Below are 19542 nucleotides of genomic sequence, written 5' to 3'. Positions count from 1 at the left end.
ATCAACATGGCACGTTTCTTCATCGATCGCCCCGTGTTCGCGTGGGTGATCGCACTCTTCATCATGCTGGGCGGCGTGTTCGCGATCCGCGCGCTGCCCGTCGCGCAGTACCCGGACATCGCGCCGCCGGTCGTCAGCATCTACGCGACGTATCCGGGCGCGTCCGCGCAGGTCGTCGAGGAATCCGTCACCGCGCTCATCGAGCGCGAGATGAACGGCGCGCCGGGGCTGCTGTATACGTCCGCGACGAGCAGCGTCGGCTCGGCGTCGCTGTACCTGACGTTCCGGCAGGGCGTGAACGCCGATCTCGCGGCCGTCGAGGTGCAGAACCGCCTGAAGACGGTCGAGGCGCGGCTGCCCGAGCCCGTGCGGCGCGACGGCATCCAGGTCGAGAAGGCCGCCGACAACATCCAGCTCGTCGTGTCGCTGACGTCCGACGACGGCCGGATGAGCGCCGTGCAGCTCGGCGAATATGCGTCGGCGAACGTCGTGCAGGCGCTGCGGCGCGTCGAGGGCGTCGGCAAGGTGCAGTTCTGGGGCGCGGAATACGCGATGCGGATCTGGCCGGACCCGGTGAAGCTGGCCGGCCACGGGCTCACCGCATCGGATGTCGCGTCGGCCGTGCGCGCGCACAACGCGCGCGTGACGGTGGGCGACATCGGCCGCAGCGCGGTGCCCGACAGCGCGCCGATCGCGGCGACCGTCTACGCCGACGCGCCGCTGAAGACGCCCGCCGATTTCGGCGCGATCGCGCTGCGCGCGCGGCCGGACGGCTCCGCGCTGTTCCTGCGCGACGTCGCGCGCATCGAGTTCGGCGGCAACGACTACAACTATCCGTCGTACGTGAACGGCAAGGTCGCGACCGGGATGGGCATCAAGCTCGCGCCGGGCTCGAACGCGGTGGCCACCGAGAAGCGCGTGCGCGCGACGATGGACGAGCTGTCCGCGTATTTCCCGCCGGGCGTGAAGTACCAGATCCCGTACGAGACGTCGTCGTTCGTGCGCGTGTCGATGAACAAGGTCGTCACGACGCTGATCGAGGCCGGCGTGCTGGTGTTCCTCGTGATGTTCCTGTTCATGCAGAACCTGCGCGCCACGCTGATCCCGACGCTCGTCGTGCCGGTCGCGCTCGCGGGCACGTTCGGCGTGATGTTCGCGGCCGGTTTCTCGATCAACGTGCTGACGATGTTCGGGATGGTGCTCGCGATCGGCATCCTCGTCGACGATGCGATCGTCGTCGTCGAGAACGTCGAGCGGCTGATGGTCGAGGAGCAGCTCGCGCCGTACGACGCGACCGTCAAGGCGATGCAGCAGATCAGCGGCGCGATCGTCGGCATCACGGTGGTGCTGACGTCGGTGTTCGTGCCGATGGCGTTCTTCGGCGGCGCCGTGGGCAACATCTATCGCCAGTTCGCGCTGGCGCTCGCGGTGTCGATCGGCTTCTCGGCGTTCCTCGCGCTGTCGCTGACGCCCGCGCTGTGCGCGACGCTGCTCAAGCCGGTCGCGGACGGCCATCACGAGAAGGGCGGCTTCTTCGGCTGGTTCAACCGCTTCGTCGCGCACGCGACCGAGCGCTATGCGCGGCGCGTCGGCGGCGTGCTGAAGAAGCCGGTGCGCTGGCTGGTGGTGTACGGCGTGCTGACCGCGGTCGCCGCGCTGCTGCTCACGCGCCTGCCGACCGCGTTCCTGCCGGACGAGGATCAGGGCAACTTCACGGTGATGGTGATCCGCCCGCAGGGCACGCCGCTCGCGGAGACGATGCAGAGCGTGCGCCAGGTCGACGAATACGTGCGCGCCGAGGAGCCGTCCGCCTACACGTTCGCGCTCGGCGGCTACAACACGTACGGCGAGGGGGCGAACGGCGGGATGATCTTCGTGACGCTGAAGAACTGGAAGGACCGCAAGTCGGCGCACGACCAGGTGCAGGCGATCGTCGCGCGCATCAACGAGCGCTTCGCGGCGACGCCGAACACGATGGTGTTCGCGATGAACGCGCCGCCGCTGCCGGACCTCGGTTCGACCAACGGCTTCGACTTCCGGCTGCAGAACCGCGGCGGGCTCGACTACGCGGCGTTCGTCGCCGCGCGCGAGAAGCTGCTCGAAGCGGGCGGCAAGGATCCGGCGCTCACCGACCTGATGTTCGCCGGCACGCAGGACGCGCCGCAGCTGAAGCTCGACATCGACCGCGCGAAGGCCTCCGCGCTCGGCGTGTCGATGGACGAGATCAACACGACGCTCGCGGTGATGTTCGGTTCCGACTACATCGGCGACTTCATGCACGGCACGCAGGTGCGGCGCGTGATCGTGCAGGCGGACGGCGCGAGCCGGCTCGACCAGGACGACGTGAAGAAGCTGCGCGTGCGCAACGCGCGCGGCGAGATGGTGCCGCTCGCGGCGTTCGCGACGCTGCACTGGACCCTCGGGCCGCCGCAGCTCACGCGCTACAACGGCTTCCCGTCGTTCACGATCAACGGTTCGGCGGCGCACGGCCACAGCAGCGGCGACGCGATGGCCGCGATCGAGCGGATCGCGTCGCAGTTGCCGGCCGGCACCAGCTTCGCGTGGTCGGGGCAGTCGTTCGAGGAGCGCTTGTCCGGCGCGCAGGCGCCGATGCTGTTCGCGCTGTCGGTGCTCGTCGTGTTCCTCGCGCTGGCCGCGCTGTACGAGAGCTGGTCGATTCCGTTCGCGGTGATGCTGGTGGTGCCGCTCGGCGTGATCGGCGCGGTGCTCGGCGTGACGTTGCGCGGGATGCCGAACGACATTTATTTCAAGGTGGGACTGATCGCGACGATCGGGCTGTCGGCGAAGAACGCGATCCTGATCGTTGAGGTCGCGAAGGATTTCGTCGCGCAGGGGATGCCGCTCGCCGACGCCGCGCTCGAAGCCGCGCGGCTGCGGCTGCGGCCGATCGTGATGACGTCGCTCGCGTTCGGCGTCGGCGTGCTGCCGCTCGCGTTCGCGTCGGGCGCCGCGTCCGGCGCGCAGATGGCGATCGGCACCGGCGTGCTCGGCGGCGTGATCACGGCGACCGTGCTCGCGGTGTTCCTCGTCCCGCTGTTTTTCGTGATCGTCGGCCGGCTGTTCAACGTCGGCCCGCGCCGGCGCGCAGCGCTGCCGGCGACGATGGAGGGTACGTCATCATGATGTTTCGCCTGAAGGCGTGCGCAGGCCTGCGCGCCCAGGTCGCGCTGGCCGCCGCGCTCGCGCTCGCGGGCTGCTCGCTCGCGCCGCGCCACGAGCGCCCGGCGGCGCCGGTGCCGTCGACTTATGCGCCGGTAGACGGCGCACCGTCGGCCGCGCAACCGTACAGCCTCGCGCTGCTCGACGACTGGCGCGCGTATTTCACCGATCCGGCGCTGCAGGCGTGGATCGACGCGGCGCTCGCGAACAACCGCGACCTGCGGATCGCGGCCGGCCGGCTCGAGGAAGCGCGCGCGCTGTACGGCGTGCAGCGCGCGGACCGGCTGCCGTCGGTCGACGCGAACCTCGGCTACGAACGCACGCGCCAGTACGACCCGGTGGTGCGCGAGAGCGCGGTGAGCGGGCTGTATCGCGCGGACGTCGGCATCAGCGCGTACGAGCTCGATCTGTTCGGCCGCGTGAAAAGCCTGTCGGACGCGGCGCTCGCCGAGTATTTCGCGACTGCCGAAGCGCAGCGCACGGTGCGCATCGGCGTGATCGCCGAAGTCGCCAATGCCTACGTCGCGGAGCGCGCGCTGCACGAGCAGCTCGGGCTCGCGCAGCGCACGCTCGATGCGCGCGAGCGGATCGCGGCGCTGACGCAGCGCCGCTATGCGGCCGGCACGAGCGACGCGATCGAGCTGCGCTCCGCCGAGATGCTGGTGGCGTCCGCGCGTGCGTCGCAGGCCGCGCTGCAGCGCGAGCATGCGCAGGCGGTGCGCGCGCTGCAGCTGCTCGCGGGCGACTTCGCGCTGGCCGCGCCCGGCGACGGGCTGACGCTCGACACGCTCGCGATCGCGCCGGTCGCGCCCGGCGCGCCGAGCGAACTGCTCGAACGCCGGCCGGACATCCGGCAGGCCGAGGCGCGGCTGCGCGCCGCGAACGCGCAGATCGGCGCGGCGCGCGCGGCGTTCTTCCCGCGCATCGCGCTGACGACCGACATCGGCTCGGTCAGCGACGCGTTCTCGGGGCTGTTCGCGGGCGGCACCGGCGTGTGGACGTTCGCGCCGCGCGTCACGCTGCCGATCTTCGCGGGCGGGCGCAACCGCGCGAATCTCGACGTCGCGAACGCACGCAAGCACATCGCGGTGGCCGAATACGAGAAGAGCGTGCAGGTGGCGTTCCGCGAAGTGGCGGACGCGTTCGCCGCGCGCGGCTGGATCGACACGCAGCTCGCCGCGCAGCAGGCCGTGTACGAAGCGGACGGCGCACGCCTGAAGCTCGCCGAGCGCCGTTACGGCGGCGGTGTCGCGACGTATCTCGAACTGCTCGACGCGCAGCGCAGCACGTTCGAATCGGGGCAGGAGCTGATCCGCCTGAAGCAGCTCAGGCTCGGCAATGCGATCGCGCTGTACCGCACGCTCGGCGGCGGCTGGTCGCCGGCGGGCGGGGAGGCGGCCGGCGCGTGACGCCGTGCGCGCGTCACGGCCGGTAATGTAACGGCCGTCATCGCACCGGCGCGGCGGCGCGTTGGATTCCTTGTCGACACGACCGGGCAGGGCACGCATGACGATCGATCCACGACGGCTGGGCGCCGCGCTCGCGGCAGGCTTCGCGCTGGCCGGGGGCCATGCCGCGCACGCGCAGGATGCGGGCGCCGCGGCGCCGCCGCCGGGCATCGCGGCGAGCCAGCCGGTAACCGGCGCGACGATCGCGCCCGGGGCGGCGGCAGCGACGGCGCACGTCGCGGGCGTCGACCTGCCGGTGTTCACGTACCGCCCCGCGCAATGCGCGCCGTCGACGCTGCTCGTCGTGTTCCACGGCGTGCAACGCAACGGCGCCGCCTATCGCGACCACGCGATCCCGCTCGCCGAGCGCCTGTGCGCGATCGTCGTCGCGCCGCAGTTCGACGCGGCGCGGTTTCCGCGAGACGTCTATCAATATGGCGGCGCAAGCGCCGCGCACGGGCTGTCGCGCGACCCGCGGCAGCCGCGCGGGCTCGTTGCGCCGCTCGTCGGCTGGGCGCGGCAGGCGTCGGGCATCGCCGCGCCGAGCGTCGTGCTGCTCGGCCATTCGGCCGGCGCGCAATTCCTCGACCGCGTCGCCGCGTATGGCGCGCCCGACGTCGCACGCATCGTGATCGCCAATCCGTCGACGTGGGTGATGCCGAGCGTGACCGATGCCGCGCCATTCGGCTTCGGCGGCGTCGGCACGGCGCGCGACGCGGACGACGCGCTGCGCGCGTATCTCGCGCAGCCCATCACCGTGCTGCTCGGCACGGCCGACACCGGCAACCGGCATCTCGTGCGCGGCCGCATGGCCGACGCACAGGGGCCCACCCGTCATGCGCGCGGCCTCCATGCGTTCCAGGCGGCCCGCGCCGCAGCGGAAAGCCGCGGCTGGGCGTTCGGCTGGCGGCTCGTCGAGGTGCCCGGCGTCGGCCATGACGCCACCCGGATGTTTGCGTCGCCCGAGGCGCTCGAGGCGGTGCAGGGCACCCGCTGATTCCCGTCTTCTTCCGTTGCCGAGGGCCGCGCAAATGCGACGGCTCGTCGCAGGCGCACGTCCGTCATGGCGTCCCTTCCATTTGACGGGTTGACCTTTCAATTCAATTATGCTGTCTCGATTTTAATGGCGGCAAAATGTCGCAAGTAAAACGTTAAAATCGGCTCGCAAACGATTGCGCGGAATGTCGCGCGCAATCGAATCAAAAAGTTAATTTCCTTAATATTGAAAATGGCGGCGAATGATTGTTGCCGATCGGCAACGATGGCGGATCGAGTCAGGATTATGTCCTTGTGATGGGGGTGTTGGCAGGAGCCTTGTGTGACAAGGGTGTATTGGGTTTTTAGGGTCGGAATGCCGAAATTTCTTTTATATTCAGGCGATTTCTGAAATCGACGTCGGGCGAAAAAGGCTAGTGATCCTATTAAAAACCCAGGCGAAATAGTGCTGAAGAAGTAGGCAAATCTGACATTGTCACGGACGATTTGACAATGATTTACAGAAAACTTTCAGATTTATCTCAATAATGCCGACCTCGTGCCGGACAGGGAGCTCGCCATGGGCTGCCGATTCAAGTCCGACACGTCGTCCACTTCTTCTGTCATTCAATCGGAAACGACCATGAAAAAATCCCTCCTGTCCGCTGTCGCACTGGCTGCCCTGTCCACCTCGGCGTTCGCGGCCGGCACCGGCACGATCAACTTCACGGGCGAGATCGTCGCGGGCGCATGCGGCATCGACGCAGGCTCGGTCGACCAGACCGTGCGTCTGGGCAACGTGCCGACGAACGTATTCAAGCAGGCCGGCGACAAGTCCACGCCGACCAACTTCGACATCAAGCTGACCGACTGCGACACGAGCATCGCGAAGAACGCGTTCTTCACGTTCACGGGCACGTCGAACGCCACGCAGCCGAAGCTGCTCGCGACCGTCGGCTCGGCCACCAACGTCGGCATCCGCCTGCAGGCCGCGTCGGGTGAGTTCCTCGACAACGGCGCCGAGCAGAAGGCGCCGGTCGTGCTGCAGAACGGCACGAACATCGCGCGCTTCGCGGCGATGTACGAAGCGACCGCGGCCGGCGTGACCCCGGGTACCGCCGACGGCGTCGCGAACTTCACGGTTCGCTACCAGTAAGCCTCTCCCCGCGGGGAAGGGTGCGCGCACCTTTCCCCGTTCCGCTTTGCCCCTCCCGTTTTTCTCCAGGACTCCCGGTAGCCCCGTCGTGCGAATCAGTCATTCCATCCTTTGCGTCTCCGTGCTGGCCGTCAGCAGCCAGAGCCAGGCGACGGAATTCAATTCGTCGTTTCTCAGCATCGACGGTGCGAGCAACGTCGACCTGTCGCAGTTCGCGCAGGCCGATTTCACGCTGCCGGGCGAGTACCTGCTCGACGTGCAGGTCAACGACGTGTTCTACGGCCTGCAGACGATCGAGTTCATCGCCGGCGACGCGTCGGGCGCGGGCAAGCCCTGCCTGCCGCCGGAGCTGGTCGCGCAATTCGGCCTGAAACCGTCGCTCGCGAAGGATCTGCCGCGCTTCCAGGGCGGCCGCTGCGTCGATCTCGCCGCGATCGAAGGCGTGAGCGTGCGCTACCAGAAGGGCGAAGGGCGCCTGAAGATCTCGATTCCGCAGGCGGCGCTCGAATTCACCGACGCGTACTACCTGCCGCCCGAGCGCTGGACCGAGGGCATTCCGGGCGCGATGCTCGATTACCGCGTGATCGCGAACACCAACCGCAACTTCGGCTCGGCCGGCAGCCAGACCAATTCCGTGCAGGCGTACGGGACGGTCGGCGCCAACTGGGGCGCGTGGCGTTTTCGCGGCGACTACCAGGCGCAGTCCAACGCGGGCAACACCGTCTATGCGGACCGGACGTTCCGCTTCAGCCGGCTCTATGCGTTTCGCGCGCTGCCGTCGATCGAATCGACGGTGTCGTTCGGCGACGACTACCTGAGCTCGGACATCTTCGACACGTTCGCGCTGACCGGCGCGACGATCCGCAGCGACGACCGCATGCTGCCGCCGTCGCTGCGCGGTTACGCGCCGCTGATCTCGGGCGTCGCGCGCACCAACGCGACCGTCACGGTGTCGCAGCAGGGCCGCGTGCTGTACGTGACGCGCGTGTCGCCGGGCGCGTTCGCGCTGCAGAACATCAACACGAGCGTGCAGGGCACGCTCGACGTCGCGGTCGAGGAAGAGGACGGCACGGTGCAGCGCTTCCAGGTGACGACTGCGTCGGTGCCGTTCCTCGCGCGCCAGGGGCAGCTGCGCTACAAGGCCGCGGTCGGCAAGCCGCGCCTGTTCGGCGGTGCGGGCATCACGCCGTTCTTCGGCTTTGGCGAGGCCGCATACGGCCTGCCGCTCGACGTCACCGTGTACGGCGGCTTCATCGCCGCGTCCGGCTACACGTCGATCGCGCTCGGCGTGGGCCGCGATTTCGGCGCGTTCGGCGCGTTGTCCGCCGACGTCACGCATGCGCGTGCGCGGCTGTGGTGGAACGGCGCGACGCGCAACGGCAACTCGTACCGGATCAACTATTCGAAGCACTTCGATGCGCTCGACGCGGACGTGCGCTTCTTCGGCTACCGCTTTTCCGAGCGCGACTACACGAACTTCTCGCAGTTCTCGGGCGACCCGAGCGCGTACGGCCTCGCGAACAGCAAGCAGCGCTATTCGGCGACGCTGTCGAAGCGCTTCGGCGAGACGTCGACCTATTTCTCGTACGACCAGACGACCTACTGGGCGCGCCAGTCGGACCAGCGCGTCGGCCTGACGCTGACGCGCGCGTTCTCGCTCGGCGCGCTGCGCCGCGTGAACGTCAGCGTGTCGGCGTTCCGCACGATGGGCGCGGGCAGCGGCGGCAACCAGTTCTCGGTCACCGCGACGCTGCCGATCGGCGACCGCCAGACCGTCACGTCGAGCCTGACGACGGGCGGCGGCAACACGAGCGTGAACGCCGGTTACATCTACGACGATCCGGCCGGCCGCACCTACCAGATCGCCGCCGGCACGACCGGCGGGCGCGGCTCGGCGAACGCGAGCTTCCGCCAGCGCACGTCGTCGTACCAGCTCACCGCGCAGGCGTCGACGGTCGCGAATTCGTACGCGGCCGCGTCGCTCGAGCTCGGCGGCTCGCTGGTCGCGACGCAGTACGGCGTGACCGCGCACGCGAACGGCAATGCGGGCGACACGCGCCTGCTGGTGTCGACCGACGGCGTGCCGGACGTGCCGCTGTCCGGTTCGCTCGCGCGCACCAACGCGCGCGGCTATACGGTGCTCGACAGCATCTCGCCGTACAACGTGTACGACGCGACCGTCAACGTCGAGAAGCTGCCGCTCGAAGTGCAGGTGTCGAACCCGATCCAGCGCATGGTGCTGACCGACGGCGCGATCGGCTTCGTCAAGTTTTCCGCCGCGCACGGCCGCAACCTGTTCGTGACGCTGTCGGACGCGAGCGGCAAGGCGCTGCCGTTCGGCGCGTCGGTGCAGGACGGCGCGAACGGCAAGGAACTCGGCATCGTCGGCGAGGACGGCGCCGCCTACCTGACCCAGGTCCAGCCGAAATCGTCGCTGGTCGTGCGCGCGGGCGAACGCACGCTGTGCACGCTCGACGTGCTGCCGGACCAGCTCCAGCTCGAAGGCACTCCGATTCCCGTGACGTGCCAGCCGCCCGGCGAGTCGCATGCCGCGACCGGCCGGATCGAACGATGATTCAACGGAAACCCGCAATGAAACCTTTATCCCTTCTTTCCCTGCGGCGCGCGTCGTGCGCGCTCGCGACGGCCGGCGCGCTGCTGGCGGGCGCCGCGCATGCGTCGATCGTGCCGGACCGCACGCGCGTGATCTTCAACGAAGGCGAGCAGGCCGCGATCGTGACGATCACGAACAAGAGCGCGAGCTATCCGTACCTCGTGCAATCGTGGATCGAGGATGCGCAGGGCAAGCGCATCACGTCGCCGCTGATGGTCGTGCCGCCGCTGCAGCGCGTCGAGGCGAACGAGCGCAACGTGCTGCGCATCGCGAAGCTGCCGGGCACCGCGCTGCCGGCCGATCGCGAGACGGTGTTCTACCTGAACATCCGCGAGGTGCCGCCGAAGACCGACACGCCGAACGCGCTGCAGATCGCGCTGCACACGCAGATGAAGCTGTTCTACCGGCCGAAGGGCGTGCAGCCGTCGCGCGACGAGGATCCGACGCTGCCGATGACGCTGCGCGTCGACGCCGCCGCGCACAAGCTCGTGTTCGACAACCCGACGCCGTTCCACGTGACGGTGGTCGATCTCAAGGCGGGCGCGCAGAAGGCGCCGGTGCCGCTCGACCCGGTGATGGTGAGCCCGATGAGCACGGCGGACGTGCCGTTCAAGGGCGCGGCGCCCGCGACGCTGTTCGTCACGCACGTCGACGATTACGGCGGCCAGGTGACGGTCGAGTATGCGTGCGATGCGGGTGTGTGCAAGAGCGTGAAGCGATGAGCGGGCGCGTGCGACGACGCGTGTCGCCGCTCGCGGCGTGGCTGCGCTGGGGCGTGCTCGCGATGCTGATCGTGGCGGCGCAGCCGGCGTGGGCGCTGCGCTGCCTGACCGGCAGCGGCGCGGATTCGCTCACCGAGCCGATCGGCGGCGTGGCGTCGTATCCGACGGATGCGCCGGACGGGTACGTGATCTGGGTGTCGCCGCCGCGCACGACGACGGGGTACTGCTACAAGGACTACGGCGGGGCCGCGTTGAAGTATGCCGAGCGGGTCTACTTCTACGCGAACCCGGATTCGCAGGTTCCCGCCGCATGGGGGCTCGAGATCGGCATTCGCTACGGCGGCCGGGACTATTTCGGCCTGGGCAGCGGGCCGAGCGCACGCGTGGAAACCGACACCGTCGTGCGCGCGTGTTCGCAATGGGACTTCGACCGGGGGCGCTGCCAGAACGCGCCGCTCAGCATCACCTATCAGGTGGTGGTGCGCAAGAAGGGCCGGTGGGTACAGCCGCCGAGCGATATCTACGCGGTCTTCCAGTTCGACGGCGAGGGCGGCCTCAACGCGTTCCGATCGAGTTTTCGGTACCGGCTGAGCGGGCTGTCGCGCCTGAAGCCGACGCCGTGCCTCGTCGACGTGCTGGTGACGCCCGAGCCCGGCATCGTCAATTTCGGCCAGGTGCAGATGTCCGGCAACGGCTTCCTGCCGGCCGTGCCGCGCAAGCGGTTCTCGCTGTCGCTGACCAAGCAATGCAGCATCCCGATTCGCGTCGACGGCTATTTCGAGGCGACCAAGGGCACCGTGCAGAACGGCCTGCTGGTACCGGCGCAGGACAGCAACTTCGGCATCGGCCTCGAGGACAGCCAGGGCAAGGCGATCGACTTCAACAAGCAGTTCACGCTCACGCAGTTTCCGGCCAACGTCGCGAACCAGACCGTGATGCTCGACGCGGTGCTGAAGTCGTTCGGACCACCGAAGATCGGGCCGTTCAACGCGTCGGCGACGATCCGGATTTTCCTGTATTGAGCGCACCGAATTCCATTGACGACGTGAGGAGGAGGGGGAGATGCAAATGAAAAGCAGTATTGTCGCGGCCGTGCTGGCCGTGTCGGCAACGAGCGCGGTTCACGCGCAGGCGGTATCCGCAGGCGGCTATTCGTTGACCGTGCTCGGCGATCTGGGCGGGCCGCGCGATGTGCGATTCAACGGCCATGCCGTCAGCGCGGACGGCAAGACGATCATCGGCGGCTACTGGAGCGAAGCGCAGCCCGGCGGTTCGATGGCCTTCTCGTGGTCGGCCGCGACGGGCTGGCAGAGGCTGGCCGCGCCGGCGAACGTGTACGACGTGCTGGCACAGACGGTGTCGGCCGATGGCCGGGTGATCGGCGGCTCGATCAGCGCGCGCCAGGCGGACGGCAGCAACCTCGATCGGTGGGCGGTGCGGTGGCCCGGCGACGGTCGCGCACAGGAAATCGTTCCGCGTTCGGCAGGCTGGGGGAGTTCGGTCGAAGTCGCGAATCGCGACGGCTCCAGAATGTCGGGCAGCTTCGTTGCGACCGGCGGCCGGAACGCACGGTTCCTTTGGGACCAACGCACCGGCTTCCGCGAATTGCCGCTCGGAGGCGATTATCTCGTCCAGCTGCTGACGATGACGCCGTCCGGCAATGCGGCAACCGGGTTCGCCGGCAATGTCGACGGCGTATACGGCATGCGTGCACTGCTCTGGACCGAAAAATCCGGCGAGCGGCTGTTGCCGACGCGCAATGAGGGCGACGCCAGAATGGACATGGCACGGGGCGTGTCCGAAGACGGCCGGACGATCGCCGGCAGGCTCGGCACCCTGGTGGCCACGCCGGACGGACAACGGCTCGATTCGGAAGCCGTGCTGTGGACGAACGGCGGCGACAGCATCCAGCGGCTCGGTTTTCTCGAAGGCGACGACAGCAGCTATGCGTCGTCGCTCAGCACGGACGGACGGGTCGTGGTCGGCGTATCGAACAACACCCGGAGCGGCGTGTCGCGCGTCTTCGTCTGGACACCGCAAAGCGGCATGCGCAGCCTCGTCGCACTGCTCGAAGCGGCCGGCCTGTCGGTCGGCACGCTGAACCTGGGCGGCGTGATCGGCGTCAGCCCCGACGGACAGACCATCACGGGGCAGGGCTATCGCGAAGACGACCCCGACGGGACGCCGCAATTCTGGCAAGTTCATATCGATACGGCGACGCTGCGCGCGCTGCCGCCGGCAAGCCCGGGCGCGGACGCTTTGCGGGCACGGGCGATTCAGCCGAAGGCGACGCCGCGCACGCTGGCGGCGAAGCAGAACGTGGCGGTGCGACGCGGCGTCTGTCGCATGCCCGTCGACCCGGCGCGCCTCGCGCAATGCCCGACGCTGCTGCCGGCTGCACGATAGCGCGACCCGCGCGGGCCGCCGGGCATCCGGCCGGTGATGCGGTGTAACGAGGCGCCGGCCCCCCGGCACCTCGAAACCTGACGCGTCGTTCTCGTCCAATTCCGCCGGAATCATTATTCATACAAATCCCACTATTCTGGAGGGTTATTTACGAACAAAATTGAGAATGATTCGCGTTTACGCTACATTGCGCTATCTCTGAATTGGACGGAGCGAAGCGATGGCGATGGCGGAAGTGCTCGAACGACCGGCCCCGGCGGCGGCGAACCTGTTCCTCGGCGGTCATCTCGACCAGCCGCGCAGCCCCGCGCCGCGCACGCGCCGCAGTGCCGCGCCGCGCGCGCAGGGCGCGCTGCTCGACGTGCTGATCGCGCACCGCGCGATGCTCGTCAACCTCGCGCGCAGCTTCGTCGGCTGCGTGAGCCGGGCCGAGGACGTCGTGCACGACGTGTTCGTCAAGCTCGTCGAATTCCCGAACCAGGATGCGGTGCGCCAGCCGGTCGCGTACGTGACGCGGATGGTGCGCAACGCGTCGATCGACGCGTGCCGCCGCCAGAGCCTGGAGAACGTCTATCACGCGGAAGAGGACGACGGCCTCGACGTGCCGTCGCCCGAGCCCACGCCCGAAGCGGCGCTGATGACGCGCGACACGCTGCGCCGCGTGTGCGCCGCGCTCGACGACCTGCCCGAGCGCAGCCGCGCGGCGTTCGAGATGGTGCGGCTGCGCGAGGAAACGCTGCAGAGCGCGGCGCGCGCGCTGAACGTGTCGCAGACCCTCGTGCATTTCATGATTCGCGACGCGGAGCGCCACTGCGCCGAATGCCTCGACGCCTGCCAGCGCGGCGTCGCGTGCCCGGCGTTTTTCGGCGGCCGCGCGCGGCGCCGGTAAAAAAGCGCGCCGGCCATTCGTCTATTCGACAGGAGCGGGCGTTCCGCTCCGTTTCCCTCAACCGCCTCCAGCGATTTCCGATCATGACGCAAGCGACGACGCCTTCCGCCGACACCGACGACCTCGTCTACACGGTCGTCATCAACGACGAAGAACAGTATTCGATCTGGCCGACGTTCCGGCCCGTGCCGGCCGGCTGGCGCGAAGTGGGCGTGAGCGGCCCGAAGGCCGACTGCCTCGCGCACATCGAGACGGTCTGGACCGACATGCGGCCCGCGAGCCTGCGCCGCGCGATGGACGGCGATGCCGCGCACCGCGCGGCGTGAGCCGCGCCCACCTGACGAGGACGCTGCATGACCCAGCTTACGTTGCCGACGCTCGACGACCTGCGGATCGAGCCAGGGCTGCCCACCGTCGTGTCGCCGAGAAGCGGCGACGGGATGTCGATCGACGAAGTCGCGCCGCTCGCGCGCGAGATCGCGGCCGACACGCTCGAACGCGCGGGCGGCGTGCTGTTCACGGGCTTTCACGTGCCGTCGATCGACGCGTTCCAGCAGTTCGCGGCGTCGTTCGGCGATCCGCTGATCGGCTATGAATACGCGTCGACGCCGCGCAGCCAGGTCGAGGGCGCGGTGTACACGTCGACCGAATACCCGCCGCACCGCGCGATTCCGCTGCACAACGAGCAGTCGTACACGCGCGAATGGCCGATGCGGATCTGGTTCCACTGCGCGCTCGCGGCCCCGAAGGGCGGCGCGACGCCGATCGCCGACAGCCGCGCGGTGTATCGCGCGCTCGACCCGGCGCTCGTCGCGCGCTTCGCGCAGCGCGAGCTGCTGTACGTGCGCAATTTCGGGCAGGGGCTCGACCTGCCGTGGCAGCAGTCGTTCGGCACCGACGATCCGCGCGAAGTCGAGCGGATGTGCGCGGCGCGCGGCATCGAATGCACGTGGCGCACTGACGACGACGGCGAGCTGCTGTTGCGCACCCGCGAGCGCTGCCAGGCGGTCGCGCGGCATCCGCGCACGGGCGAGCGCGTGTGGTTCAACCAGGCGAACCTGTTCCACCTGTCCGCGCTCGACGACGACATGCAGGAAGCGCTCGTCGACGCGGTCGGGCTCGACAACGTGCCGCGCAACGTCTACTACGGCGACGGCGCGCCGCTCGAGGCCGATGCGCTCGCCGAGATCCGCGCGGTGCTCGACCGGCAGCGCATCGTGTTTCCGTGGCGCACCGGCGACGTGCTGATGCTCGACAACATGCTGACGGCGCACGCGCGCGACCCGTTCGAGGGGCCGCGCAAGGTCGTCGTCGCGATGGCGCAGAGCCATACGGTCCCGCGCGACCGAACGGAGGATTGATGACGCGTAGTACCGCCGCGCTTGCCGCGCGGGGGCTGACGGTGGGTTATCGCGACCATGTCGTGATCGACGGTCTGGACCTGTCGATCGCGGCCGGCCGCGTAACCGCGCTGTGCGGCCCGAACGGCTGCGGAAAAAGCACGCTGCTGCGCACGCTCGCGGGCCTGCAGCCGGCGCTGGCCGGCCACGTCGAAGTCAACGGCAAGCCGCTCGCGTCGTTCAAGCGCCGCGCGCTTGCACGCGAGCTGACGATGCTCGCGCAGTTCAACCAGATTCCGTCCGGCCTGACCGTGCGCGAGCTCGTCGCATACGGGCGCTATGCGTACGGCGGCTTCCTGCGCGGCTTGTCGCGCGACGATCACGTCGCGATCGACGAAGCGCTCGAGACGAGCGGGCTCGCCGGCGACGCGGGCCGCGACGTCGGCGCGCTGTCCGGCGGCGAGCGGCAGCGCGCGTGGATCGCGATGGCGCTCGCGCAGCAGGCGCCGATCGTGCTGCTCGACGAGCCGACCACCTATCTCGACATCCATCACCAGCTCGACATCCTCGACGCGCTGCGCGCGCTGAACCGCGCGCGCGGGCTGACGATCGTGTGGGTGCTGCACGACCTGAACCAGGCCGCTGCTTACAGCGACGAGATCGTGCTGATGCGCGCGGGCCGCGTGGTTGCGCAGGGCGCACCCGACGCGATGCTCGATCCGGCGCGCCTGCGCGCGGCGTTCGGCGTCGAGATGCTGAAGCTCGCGCATCCGCAGACGGGCGCGCCGATGTGCGTGCCGGCGTACGGGCCGTCCGCCGTCGCTGCGGCGCAGTCTGCCGAGGCCTTCGACCGGAAGCTCGCCGTATGACGACGTTCGCGATGCGCAAGCGCCAGGCGGCTTCCGTCGGCGGCAAGGCCGCGCAGCCGAGCCGTGCCGGCGCGCTGGCGCTCGGCATGCTGCTGCTGATCGCATGCGTCGCCGCGCTGCGCGCCGCGCCCGACCTGCGCGCGTGGTGGGGCGCCGCGCCCGGCAGCGACGCCGACGCGCTCGCGCGGGTGTTCCTGTTCGACCTGAACCTGCCGCGCATCGCGGCCGCGCTCGTCGCGGGCGGCTGCCTCGGCATCGCCGGCGCGCTGTTCCAGTCGGCGACGCGCAATCCGCTCGCGTCGCCCGACCTGCTCGGCGTGACGGGCGGCGCGCAGCTCGGCCTGCTCGCGGCGATGATCGTGCCGGCGCTCGCGGGCGTGCCGTCGGTGCCGCTCCTGTTCGCCTGCGGCCTGGCCGCCGCCGCGTGCGCGATGCTCGCGGCGGGCGGCTGGCGCGCAACGCCGCTGCGGCTCGTGCTCGCGGGCAGCGTCTGCATGCTGCTGTTCGCCGCGCTGTCGACGCTGCTGCTCGCGCTGTTCGAGCAGAACATCGCGGGCGCCGCGCTGTGGGCGAACGGCAGCCTCTATCAACCGGGCGCGACCGGCCTGAAGCTCGCGGCGAGCTGGCTCGTGCTGCCGCTCGCCGCGCTGCCGTTCGTGATCCGGCCGCTCGATCCGCTCGCGCTCGGCGACGACGCGGCGGCCGCGGCCGGCGTGCGCGTCGATGCGGCGCGGCTCGCCGCGACGGTCGTCGCGGTGGCGTTCACGGCCGTCGCGGTCAGCATCGCGGGGCCGCTGTCGTATGTCGGCCTGGTCGCGCCGAACCTGCTGCGCCAGATCCGCGGCGCGCGCGCCGCGCGGCTCGCCGCGCTGGTGCCGCTGTCCGCGCTGGCGGGCGGCGCGCTGGTGCTCGTGACCGACAGCGCGGTGCTCGCGTCGGGCCTCGACGCGACGCTGTCGACCGGCGTCGCGATCGCGCTCGTCGGCACGCCGCTGATGCTCGCGCTGATCCGTCGCGGCGCCGCGTGGTCCGGCGTGCTGCATGCGGGCCCCGAACGCGCGGCGTCCGGCCGCGCGACGCGCTTCGTCGGCTGGCTCGACGGCCTGCGCTGGCCGCGTCGCACCGCGCTGTTCGCGCTGGCGGGCGCGCTCGTGCTGGTCGTCGGCACGTCGGCCGGCCCCGAATGGTTGACGCCCGCGCGCTGGCAGGCGGCGCTGTCGGGCGGCGACCCGGTCGCGCGGATGCTGATCGACCTGCGCCTGCCGCGCCTGATGTGCGCGATGCTGGCCGGCGCGCTGCTCGCCGCGAGCGGTGTCGCGATGCAGAGCGTCGTGCGCAATCCGCTGGCGGGCCCGGAAGTGCTCGGCGTCACGCAGGGCGCGGCGCTCGTCACGCTGTTCGCGCTGACCCGCTGGCCGCTCGCCGGCGAGGGCGTGCTCGCGGGCGCGGCCTTGCTCGGCGGCGGCGTGTCGCTCGCGCTCACGCTTGCGCTGAACCATCGGCACCGCTACGCGCCGCTCGCGGTCGCGCTGACCGGGATCGTGATCGGCACATTGTGGACGACGCTGTCGGAATGGCTGATCACGCAGGAAAGCGTGCAGCCCGCGCGCTTCGTCGTGTGGCTCGTCGGCGGCACCTACGGGCGCAGCTGGAGCGAGGTCGCGATGCTGCTGCCGTGGTGCGTGCTCGCGGTGCCGGTGTTCGCGTGGCTCGCGCAGCCGCTCGACATGCTCGCGCTCGGCGACGACCAGGCGGCCGCGCTCGGCCTGCCGATCGGCGCATTGCGGCCGCTCGCGCTGGTGATCGCGACGCTCGCCGCGTGCGCGGCGGTGGCCGCGGTCGGGCCGGTCGGCTTCATCGGGCTGATGGCGCCGCACGTCGCGACGATGCTCGGCGCGCGGCGCCATCGCACGCGCCTGTGGCTCGCGGCCGCGTGCGGCGCGCTGATCCTCGGGTTCGCGGACATTGCCGCCCGCACGGCCGTCGCGCCGCGCGAAGTGCCGGCCGGCGTGCTGACCGCGCTGATCGGCGCGCCTTACCTGCTCGGCCTGCTGATCGTCGAGGCGCGCCGCGCGCGGCGCGCGGGGCGATGACGCCGCCGGCCCCCGACGTGCGCCACGCGCGCGCGACGTGCTTCGCGTCGTTCGCGCCGGCCGAGTTCGCGCCGTATCTCGACACGGTGTGGCTCGGCATGCCCGACCACGCCTCCGCATGCGGCACGACGCGCGTACCGGTGACGGCGCTCCCCGACCACCGCGATGCGCTGCTCGACGCGATGGTCCGCCACTACGGCGGCGATCCTTCCACGCATGCGCGCGCGCTGCTGTCGCAATGGAGCAAGTACTACTTCGGCCGCGCGGCGCCGGCGGGCGTCGTCGCCGCGCTGCTGCTCGGCCGGCCGCTCGACATGGCGCCCGAACGCACGTTCGTCGTGCTCGACGACGGGATGCCCGTCGGGCTGGCGTTCGCGCCGCACGCGCTGGGCGAGCCCTGCGACGATCCGGCGCTGCGCTATGCGGGGCTCGTCGCGCATCTCGACGCGGTGATCGACCTGCTGGCCGAGATGGGGCGCGTCACGCCGCGCGTGCTGTGGAGCAACGCCGGCAATCTGCTCGACTACCTGCTCGACGTCTGCCGCGCGCAGCCGTGCGCGGCCGATCCGGCGCGCGACGCCGCGTGGCTGTTCCGCTCGGCGTGCATCGACGGCGAACCCAATCCGCTGCGCATGCCCGTGCGCGATGCCGTGCCGCGCTCGCCGCTATTGCCGACGCCGTTCCGTGCGCGCCGCGTGTGCTGCCTGCGCTACGAAATCCCTGGAGAAACGCAACTGTGTGGAAGCTGCCCCTTGCTACTGACGATGGACGACGCGGCGCTGGCCGGGCAGGACGCGATTCGTTGACGGCGCCCGGCCGGCGGCGCGCGCTGGCGCAGCTTGCCGCGCTTGGCGCGGGCTGGCCGCTGGCCGCGCAGGCCGCCTCGGGCGATGCCGCGCGCGGGCGAAGCGGCGGCATGCCCGCCGGCGCGTCGCTGGCCGGCAATCCGGTCGTCTCGCAGGCGAGCGCAGCGATGCCGGCGCGGCCGCTGCGCGTCGTCGCGCTCGAGTTCATGTTCGCGGAAAGCCTCGCGGCGCTCGACATCACGCCGGTCGGCATGGTCGACACCGCGTTCTATCCGGGCTGGCTCGGCTACGACAACGCGCGCTTCGCGCACGTGACGGACGTCGGGTCGCGGCAGGAGCCGGGGCTCGAGGCGATCGCGGCGGTCAAGCCCGACCTGATCATCGGCGTCGGCTTCCGGCATGCGCCGATTTTCGATGCGCTCGACCGGATCGCGCCGACGATCCTGTTCCAGTTCAGCCCGAACGTGAACGAAGGCGGCGTGCCCGTGACCCAGCTCGACTGGACCCGGCAGATCTTCCGCACGATCGGCGCGGTGACGGGGCGCAGCGCGCGCGCGCAGGCGGTCGAAGCGCAGCTCGACGCCGGCCTCGCGCGCAACGCGCAGCGGCTCGCGGCGGCGGGACGGCAACACGAACGCGTCGCGCTGCTGCAGGATCTCGGGCTGCCCGATCGGTACTGGGCGTATACGGGCAACAGCACGGCGGCCGGACTCGCGCGCGTGCTCGGCGTCGAACTGTGGCCGAAGAAGCCGACCCGCGAAGGTACGCTCTACGTGACCTCGGCGGACCTGCTCCCGCAACGCGACCTGGCCGTGCTGTTCGTGACCACGGGCGGCGTGGACGTGCCGCTCGACTCGAAGCTCGATTCGCCGGTCTGGCGATACGTGCCCGCGCGCCGGGCGCATCGGGTCGCGCTGGTCGAACGCAATATCTGGGGGTTTGGCGGCCCGATGTCGGCGCTGAAGCTGGCCGACGTGATGACCGATACGCTGCTGGCGTTGCCGCCGGCGCGCTGACGTGAGGTCGCGCGTCACGGCGACGCAT

15 protein-coding genes are annotated in these 19542 nt (G+C 70.2%); all 15 read left to right on the top strand.

The window, feature by feature from the left end; translation table 11 throughout:
- Nucleotides 1-6 precede the first annotated feature (6 nt).
- The 15 genes from HWY45_RS09835 to HWY45_RS09765 all read left to right on the top strand — a co-directional run bounded on the left by HWY45_RS09835 (nucleotide 7) and on the right by HWY45_RS09765 (nucleotide 19514).
- Entirely contained in the window at nucleotides 7-3144 is a 3138-nt protein-coding gene (locus tag HWY45_RS09835; protein WP_059886029.1) for a multidrug efflux RND transporter permease subunit, read from the top strand.
- Nucleotides 3144-4589: an efflux transporter outer membrane subunit gene (locus tag HWY45_RS09830; protein ID WP_059886028.1), complete on the top strand. Its 1446-nt coding sequence runs from the start codon at nucleotides 3144-3146 to the stop codon at nucleotides 4587-4589. Before HWY45_RS09835 ends, HWY45_RS09830 begins: the two co-directional genes overlap by 1 nt.
- A gap of 97 nt (nucleotides 4590-4686) precedes the next feature.
- Nucleotides 4687-5625, top strand: coding sequence for an alpha/beta fold hydrolase (locus tag HWY45_RS09825; protein WP_059886026.1), 939 nt, complete (start codon nucleotides 4687-4689; stop codon nucleotides 5623-5625).
- 621 nt (nucleotides 5626-6246) lie between these two features.
- Nucleotides 6247-6759 carry a fimbrial protein gene (locus tag HWY45_RS09820; RefSeq protein ID WP_059560561.1) on the top strand — a complete coding sequence of 171 codons (513 nt, stop codon included), beginning with the start codon at nucleotides 6247-6249 and terminating at the stop codon, nucleotides 6757-6759.
- An 88-nt stretch (nucleotides 6760-6847) separates the two neighbouring features.
- Complete coding sequence (locus HWY45_RS09815) at nucleotides 6848-9334, top strand: fimbria/pilus outer membrane usher protein (RefSeq protein WP_059886024.1); 2487 nt, start codon at nucleotides 6848-6850, stop codon at nucleotides 9332-9334.
- A gap of 17 nt (nucleotides 9335-9351) precedes the next feature.
- Nucleotides 9352-10095: a fimbrial biogenesis chaperone gene (locus tag HWY45_RS09810; protein ID WP_059886022.1), complete on the top strand. Its 744-nt coding sequence runs from the start codon at nucleotides 9352-9354 to the stop codon at nucleotides 10093-10095.
- Nucleotides 10092-11117, top strand: a complete 1026-nt coding sequence (locus tag HWY45_RS09805; RefSeq protein WP_059886020.1) for a fimbrial protein — start codon at nucleotides 10092-10094, stop codon at nucleotides 11115-11117. Before HWY45_RS09810 ends, HWY45_RS09805 begins: the two co-directional genes overlap by 4 nt.
- A gap of 46 nt (nucleotides 11118-11163) precedes the next feature.
- Nucleotides 11164-12501 (top strand): calcium-binding protein, encoded by a 1338-nt coding sequence (locus HWY45_RS09800; protein WP_230947007.1) that lies wholly within the window; start codon nucleotides 11164-11166, stop codon nucleotides 12499-12501.
- A 220-nt stretch (nucleotides 12502-12721) separates the two neighbouring features.
- Nucleotides 12722-13390, top strand: a complete 669-nt coding sequence (locus tag HWY45_RS09795; RefSeq protein ID WP_059886017.1) for an RNA polymerase factor sigma-70 — start codon at nucleotides 12722-12724, stop codon at nucleotides 13388-13390.
- A gap of 83 nt (nucleotides 13391-13473) precedes the next feature.
- Entirely contained in the window at nucleotides 13474-13716 is a 243-nt protein-coding gene (locus tag HWY45_RS09790; RefSeq protein WP_059560578.1) for an MbtH family protein, read from the top strand.
- Nucleotides 13717-13743: 27 nt separating this feature from the next.
- A complete protein-coding gene (locus HWY45_RS09785) occupies nucleotides 13744-14751 on the top strand; it encodes a TauD/TfdA family dioxygenase (protein WP_059886015.1) in 1008 nt (335 codons plus the stop codon).
- On the top strand, nucleotides 14751-15599 hold the full coding sequence (locus HWY45_RS09780) for an ABC transporter ATP-binding protein (RefSeq protein ID WP_059886013.1): 849 nt from the start codon (nucleotides 14751-14753) through the stop codon (nucleotides 15597-15599). The genes HWY45_RS09785 and HWY45_RS09780 overlap by 1 nt, the downstream gene beginning before the upstream one ends.
- Nucleotides 15596-17692, top strand: coding sequence for a Fe(3+)-hydroxamate ABC transporter permease FhuB (gene fhuB, locus HWY45_RS09775; RefSeq protein ID WP_059886011.1), 2097 nt, complete (start codon nucleotides 15596-15598; stop codon nucleotides 17690-17692). Before HWY45_RS09780 ends, fhuB begins: the two co-directional genes overlap by 4 nt.
- Nucleotides 17689-18498, top strand: a complete 810-nt coding sequence (gene fhuF, locus HWY45_RS09770) for a siderophore-iron reductase FhuF (RefSeq protein ID WP_059886009.1) — start codon at nucleotides 17689-17691, stop codon at nucleotides 18496-18498. Before fhuB ends, fhuF begins: the two co-directional genes overlap by 4 nt.
- Nucleotides 18495-19514: an ABC transporter substrate-binding protein gene (locus HWY45_RS09765; RefSeq protein ID WP_059886008.1), complete on the top strand. Its 1020-nt coding sequence runs from the start codon at nucleotides 18495-18497 to the stop codon at nucleotides 19512-19514. Before fhuF ends, HWY45_RS09765 begins: the two co-directional genes overlap by 4 nt.
- The last annotated feature ends 28 nt before the right edge of the window (nucleotides 19515-19542 follow it).

This window comes from Burkholderia stagnalis (assembly GCF_902830275.1).
Lineage (GTDB): Bacteria > Pseudomonadota > Gammaproteobacteria > Burkholderiales > Burkholderiaceae > Burkholderia > Burkholderia stagnalis.
This window is presented reverse-complemented; position numbering and strand designations above follow the sequence as displayed.

What these genes read in the sequence shown, in the direction of transcription:
- HWY45_RS09800 (WP_230947007.1), top strand. Translation starts at nt 11,164, where the DNA reads ATGAAAAGCAGTATTGTCGCGGCCGTGCTGGCCGTGTCGGCAACGAGC.
- HWY45_RS09795 (WP_059886017.1), top strand. Translation starts at nt 12,722, where the DNA reads ATGGCGATGGCGGAAGTGCTCGAACGACCGGCCCCGGCGGCGGCGAAC.
- HWY45_RS09785 (WP_059886015.1), top strand. Translation starts at nt 13,744, where the DNA reads ATGACCCAGCTTACGTTGCCGACGCTCGACGACCTGCGGATCGAGCCA.
- HWY45_RS09830 (WP_059886028.1), top strand. Translation starts at nt 3,144, where the DNA reads ATGTTTCGCCTGAAGGCGTGCGCAGGCCTGCGCGCCCAGGTCGCGCTG.
- HWY45_RS09835 (WP_059886029.1), top strand. Translation starts at nt 7, where the DNA reads ATGGCACGTTTCTTCATCGATCGCCCCGTGTTCGCGTGGGTGATCGCA.
- HWY45_RS09810 (WP_059886022.1), top strand. Translation starts at nt 9,352, where the DNA reads ATGAAACCTTTATCCCTTCTTTCCCTGCGGCGCGCGTCGTGCGCGCTC.
- fhuF (WP_059886009.1), top strand. Translation starts at nt 17,689, where the DNA reads ATGACGCCGCCGGCCCCCGACGTGCGCCACGCGCGCGCGACGTGCTTC.
- HWY45_RS09780 (WP_059886013.1), top strand. Translation starts at nt 14,751, where the DNA reads ATGACGCGTAGTACCGCCGCGCTTGCCGCGCGGGGGCTGACGGTGGGT.
- HWY45_RS09825 (WP_059886026.1), top strand. Translation starts at nt 4,687, where the DNA reads ATGACGATCGATCCACGACGGCTGGGCGCCGCGCTCGCGGCAGGCTTC.
- HWY45_RS09820 (WP_059560561.1), top strand. Translation starts at nt 6,247, where the DNA reads ATGAAAAAATCCCTCCTGTCCGCTGTCGCACTGGCTGCCCTGTCCACC.
- fhuB (WP_059886011.1), top strand. Translation starts at nt 15,596, where the DNA reads ATGACGACGTTCGCGATGCGCAAGCGCCAGGCGGCTTCCGTCGGCGGC.
- HWY45_RS09790 (WP_059560578.1), top strand. Translation starts at nt 13,474, where the DNA reads ATGACGCAAGCGACGACGCCTTCCGCCGACACCGACGACCTCGTCTAC.
- HWY45_RS09805 (WP_059886020.1), top strand. Translation starts at nt 10,092, where the DNA reads ATGAGCGGGCGCGTGCGACGACGCGTGTCGCCGCTCGCGGCGTGGCTG.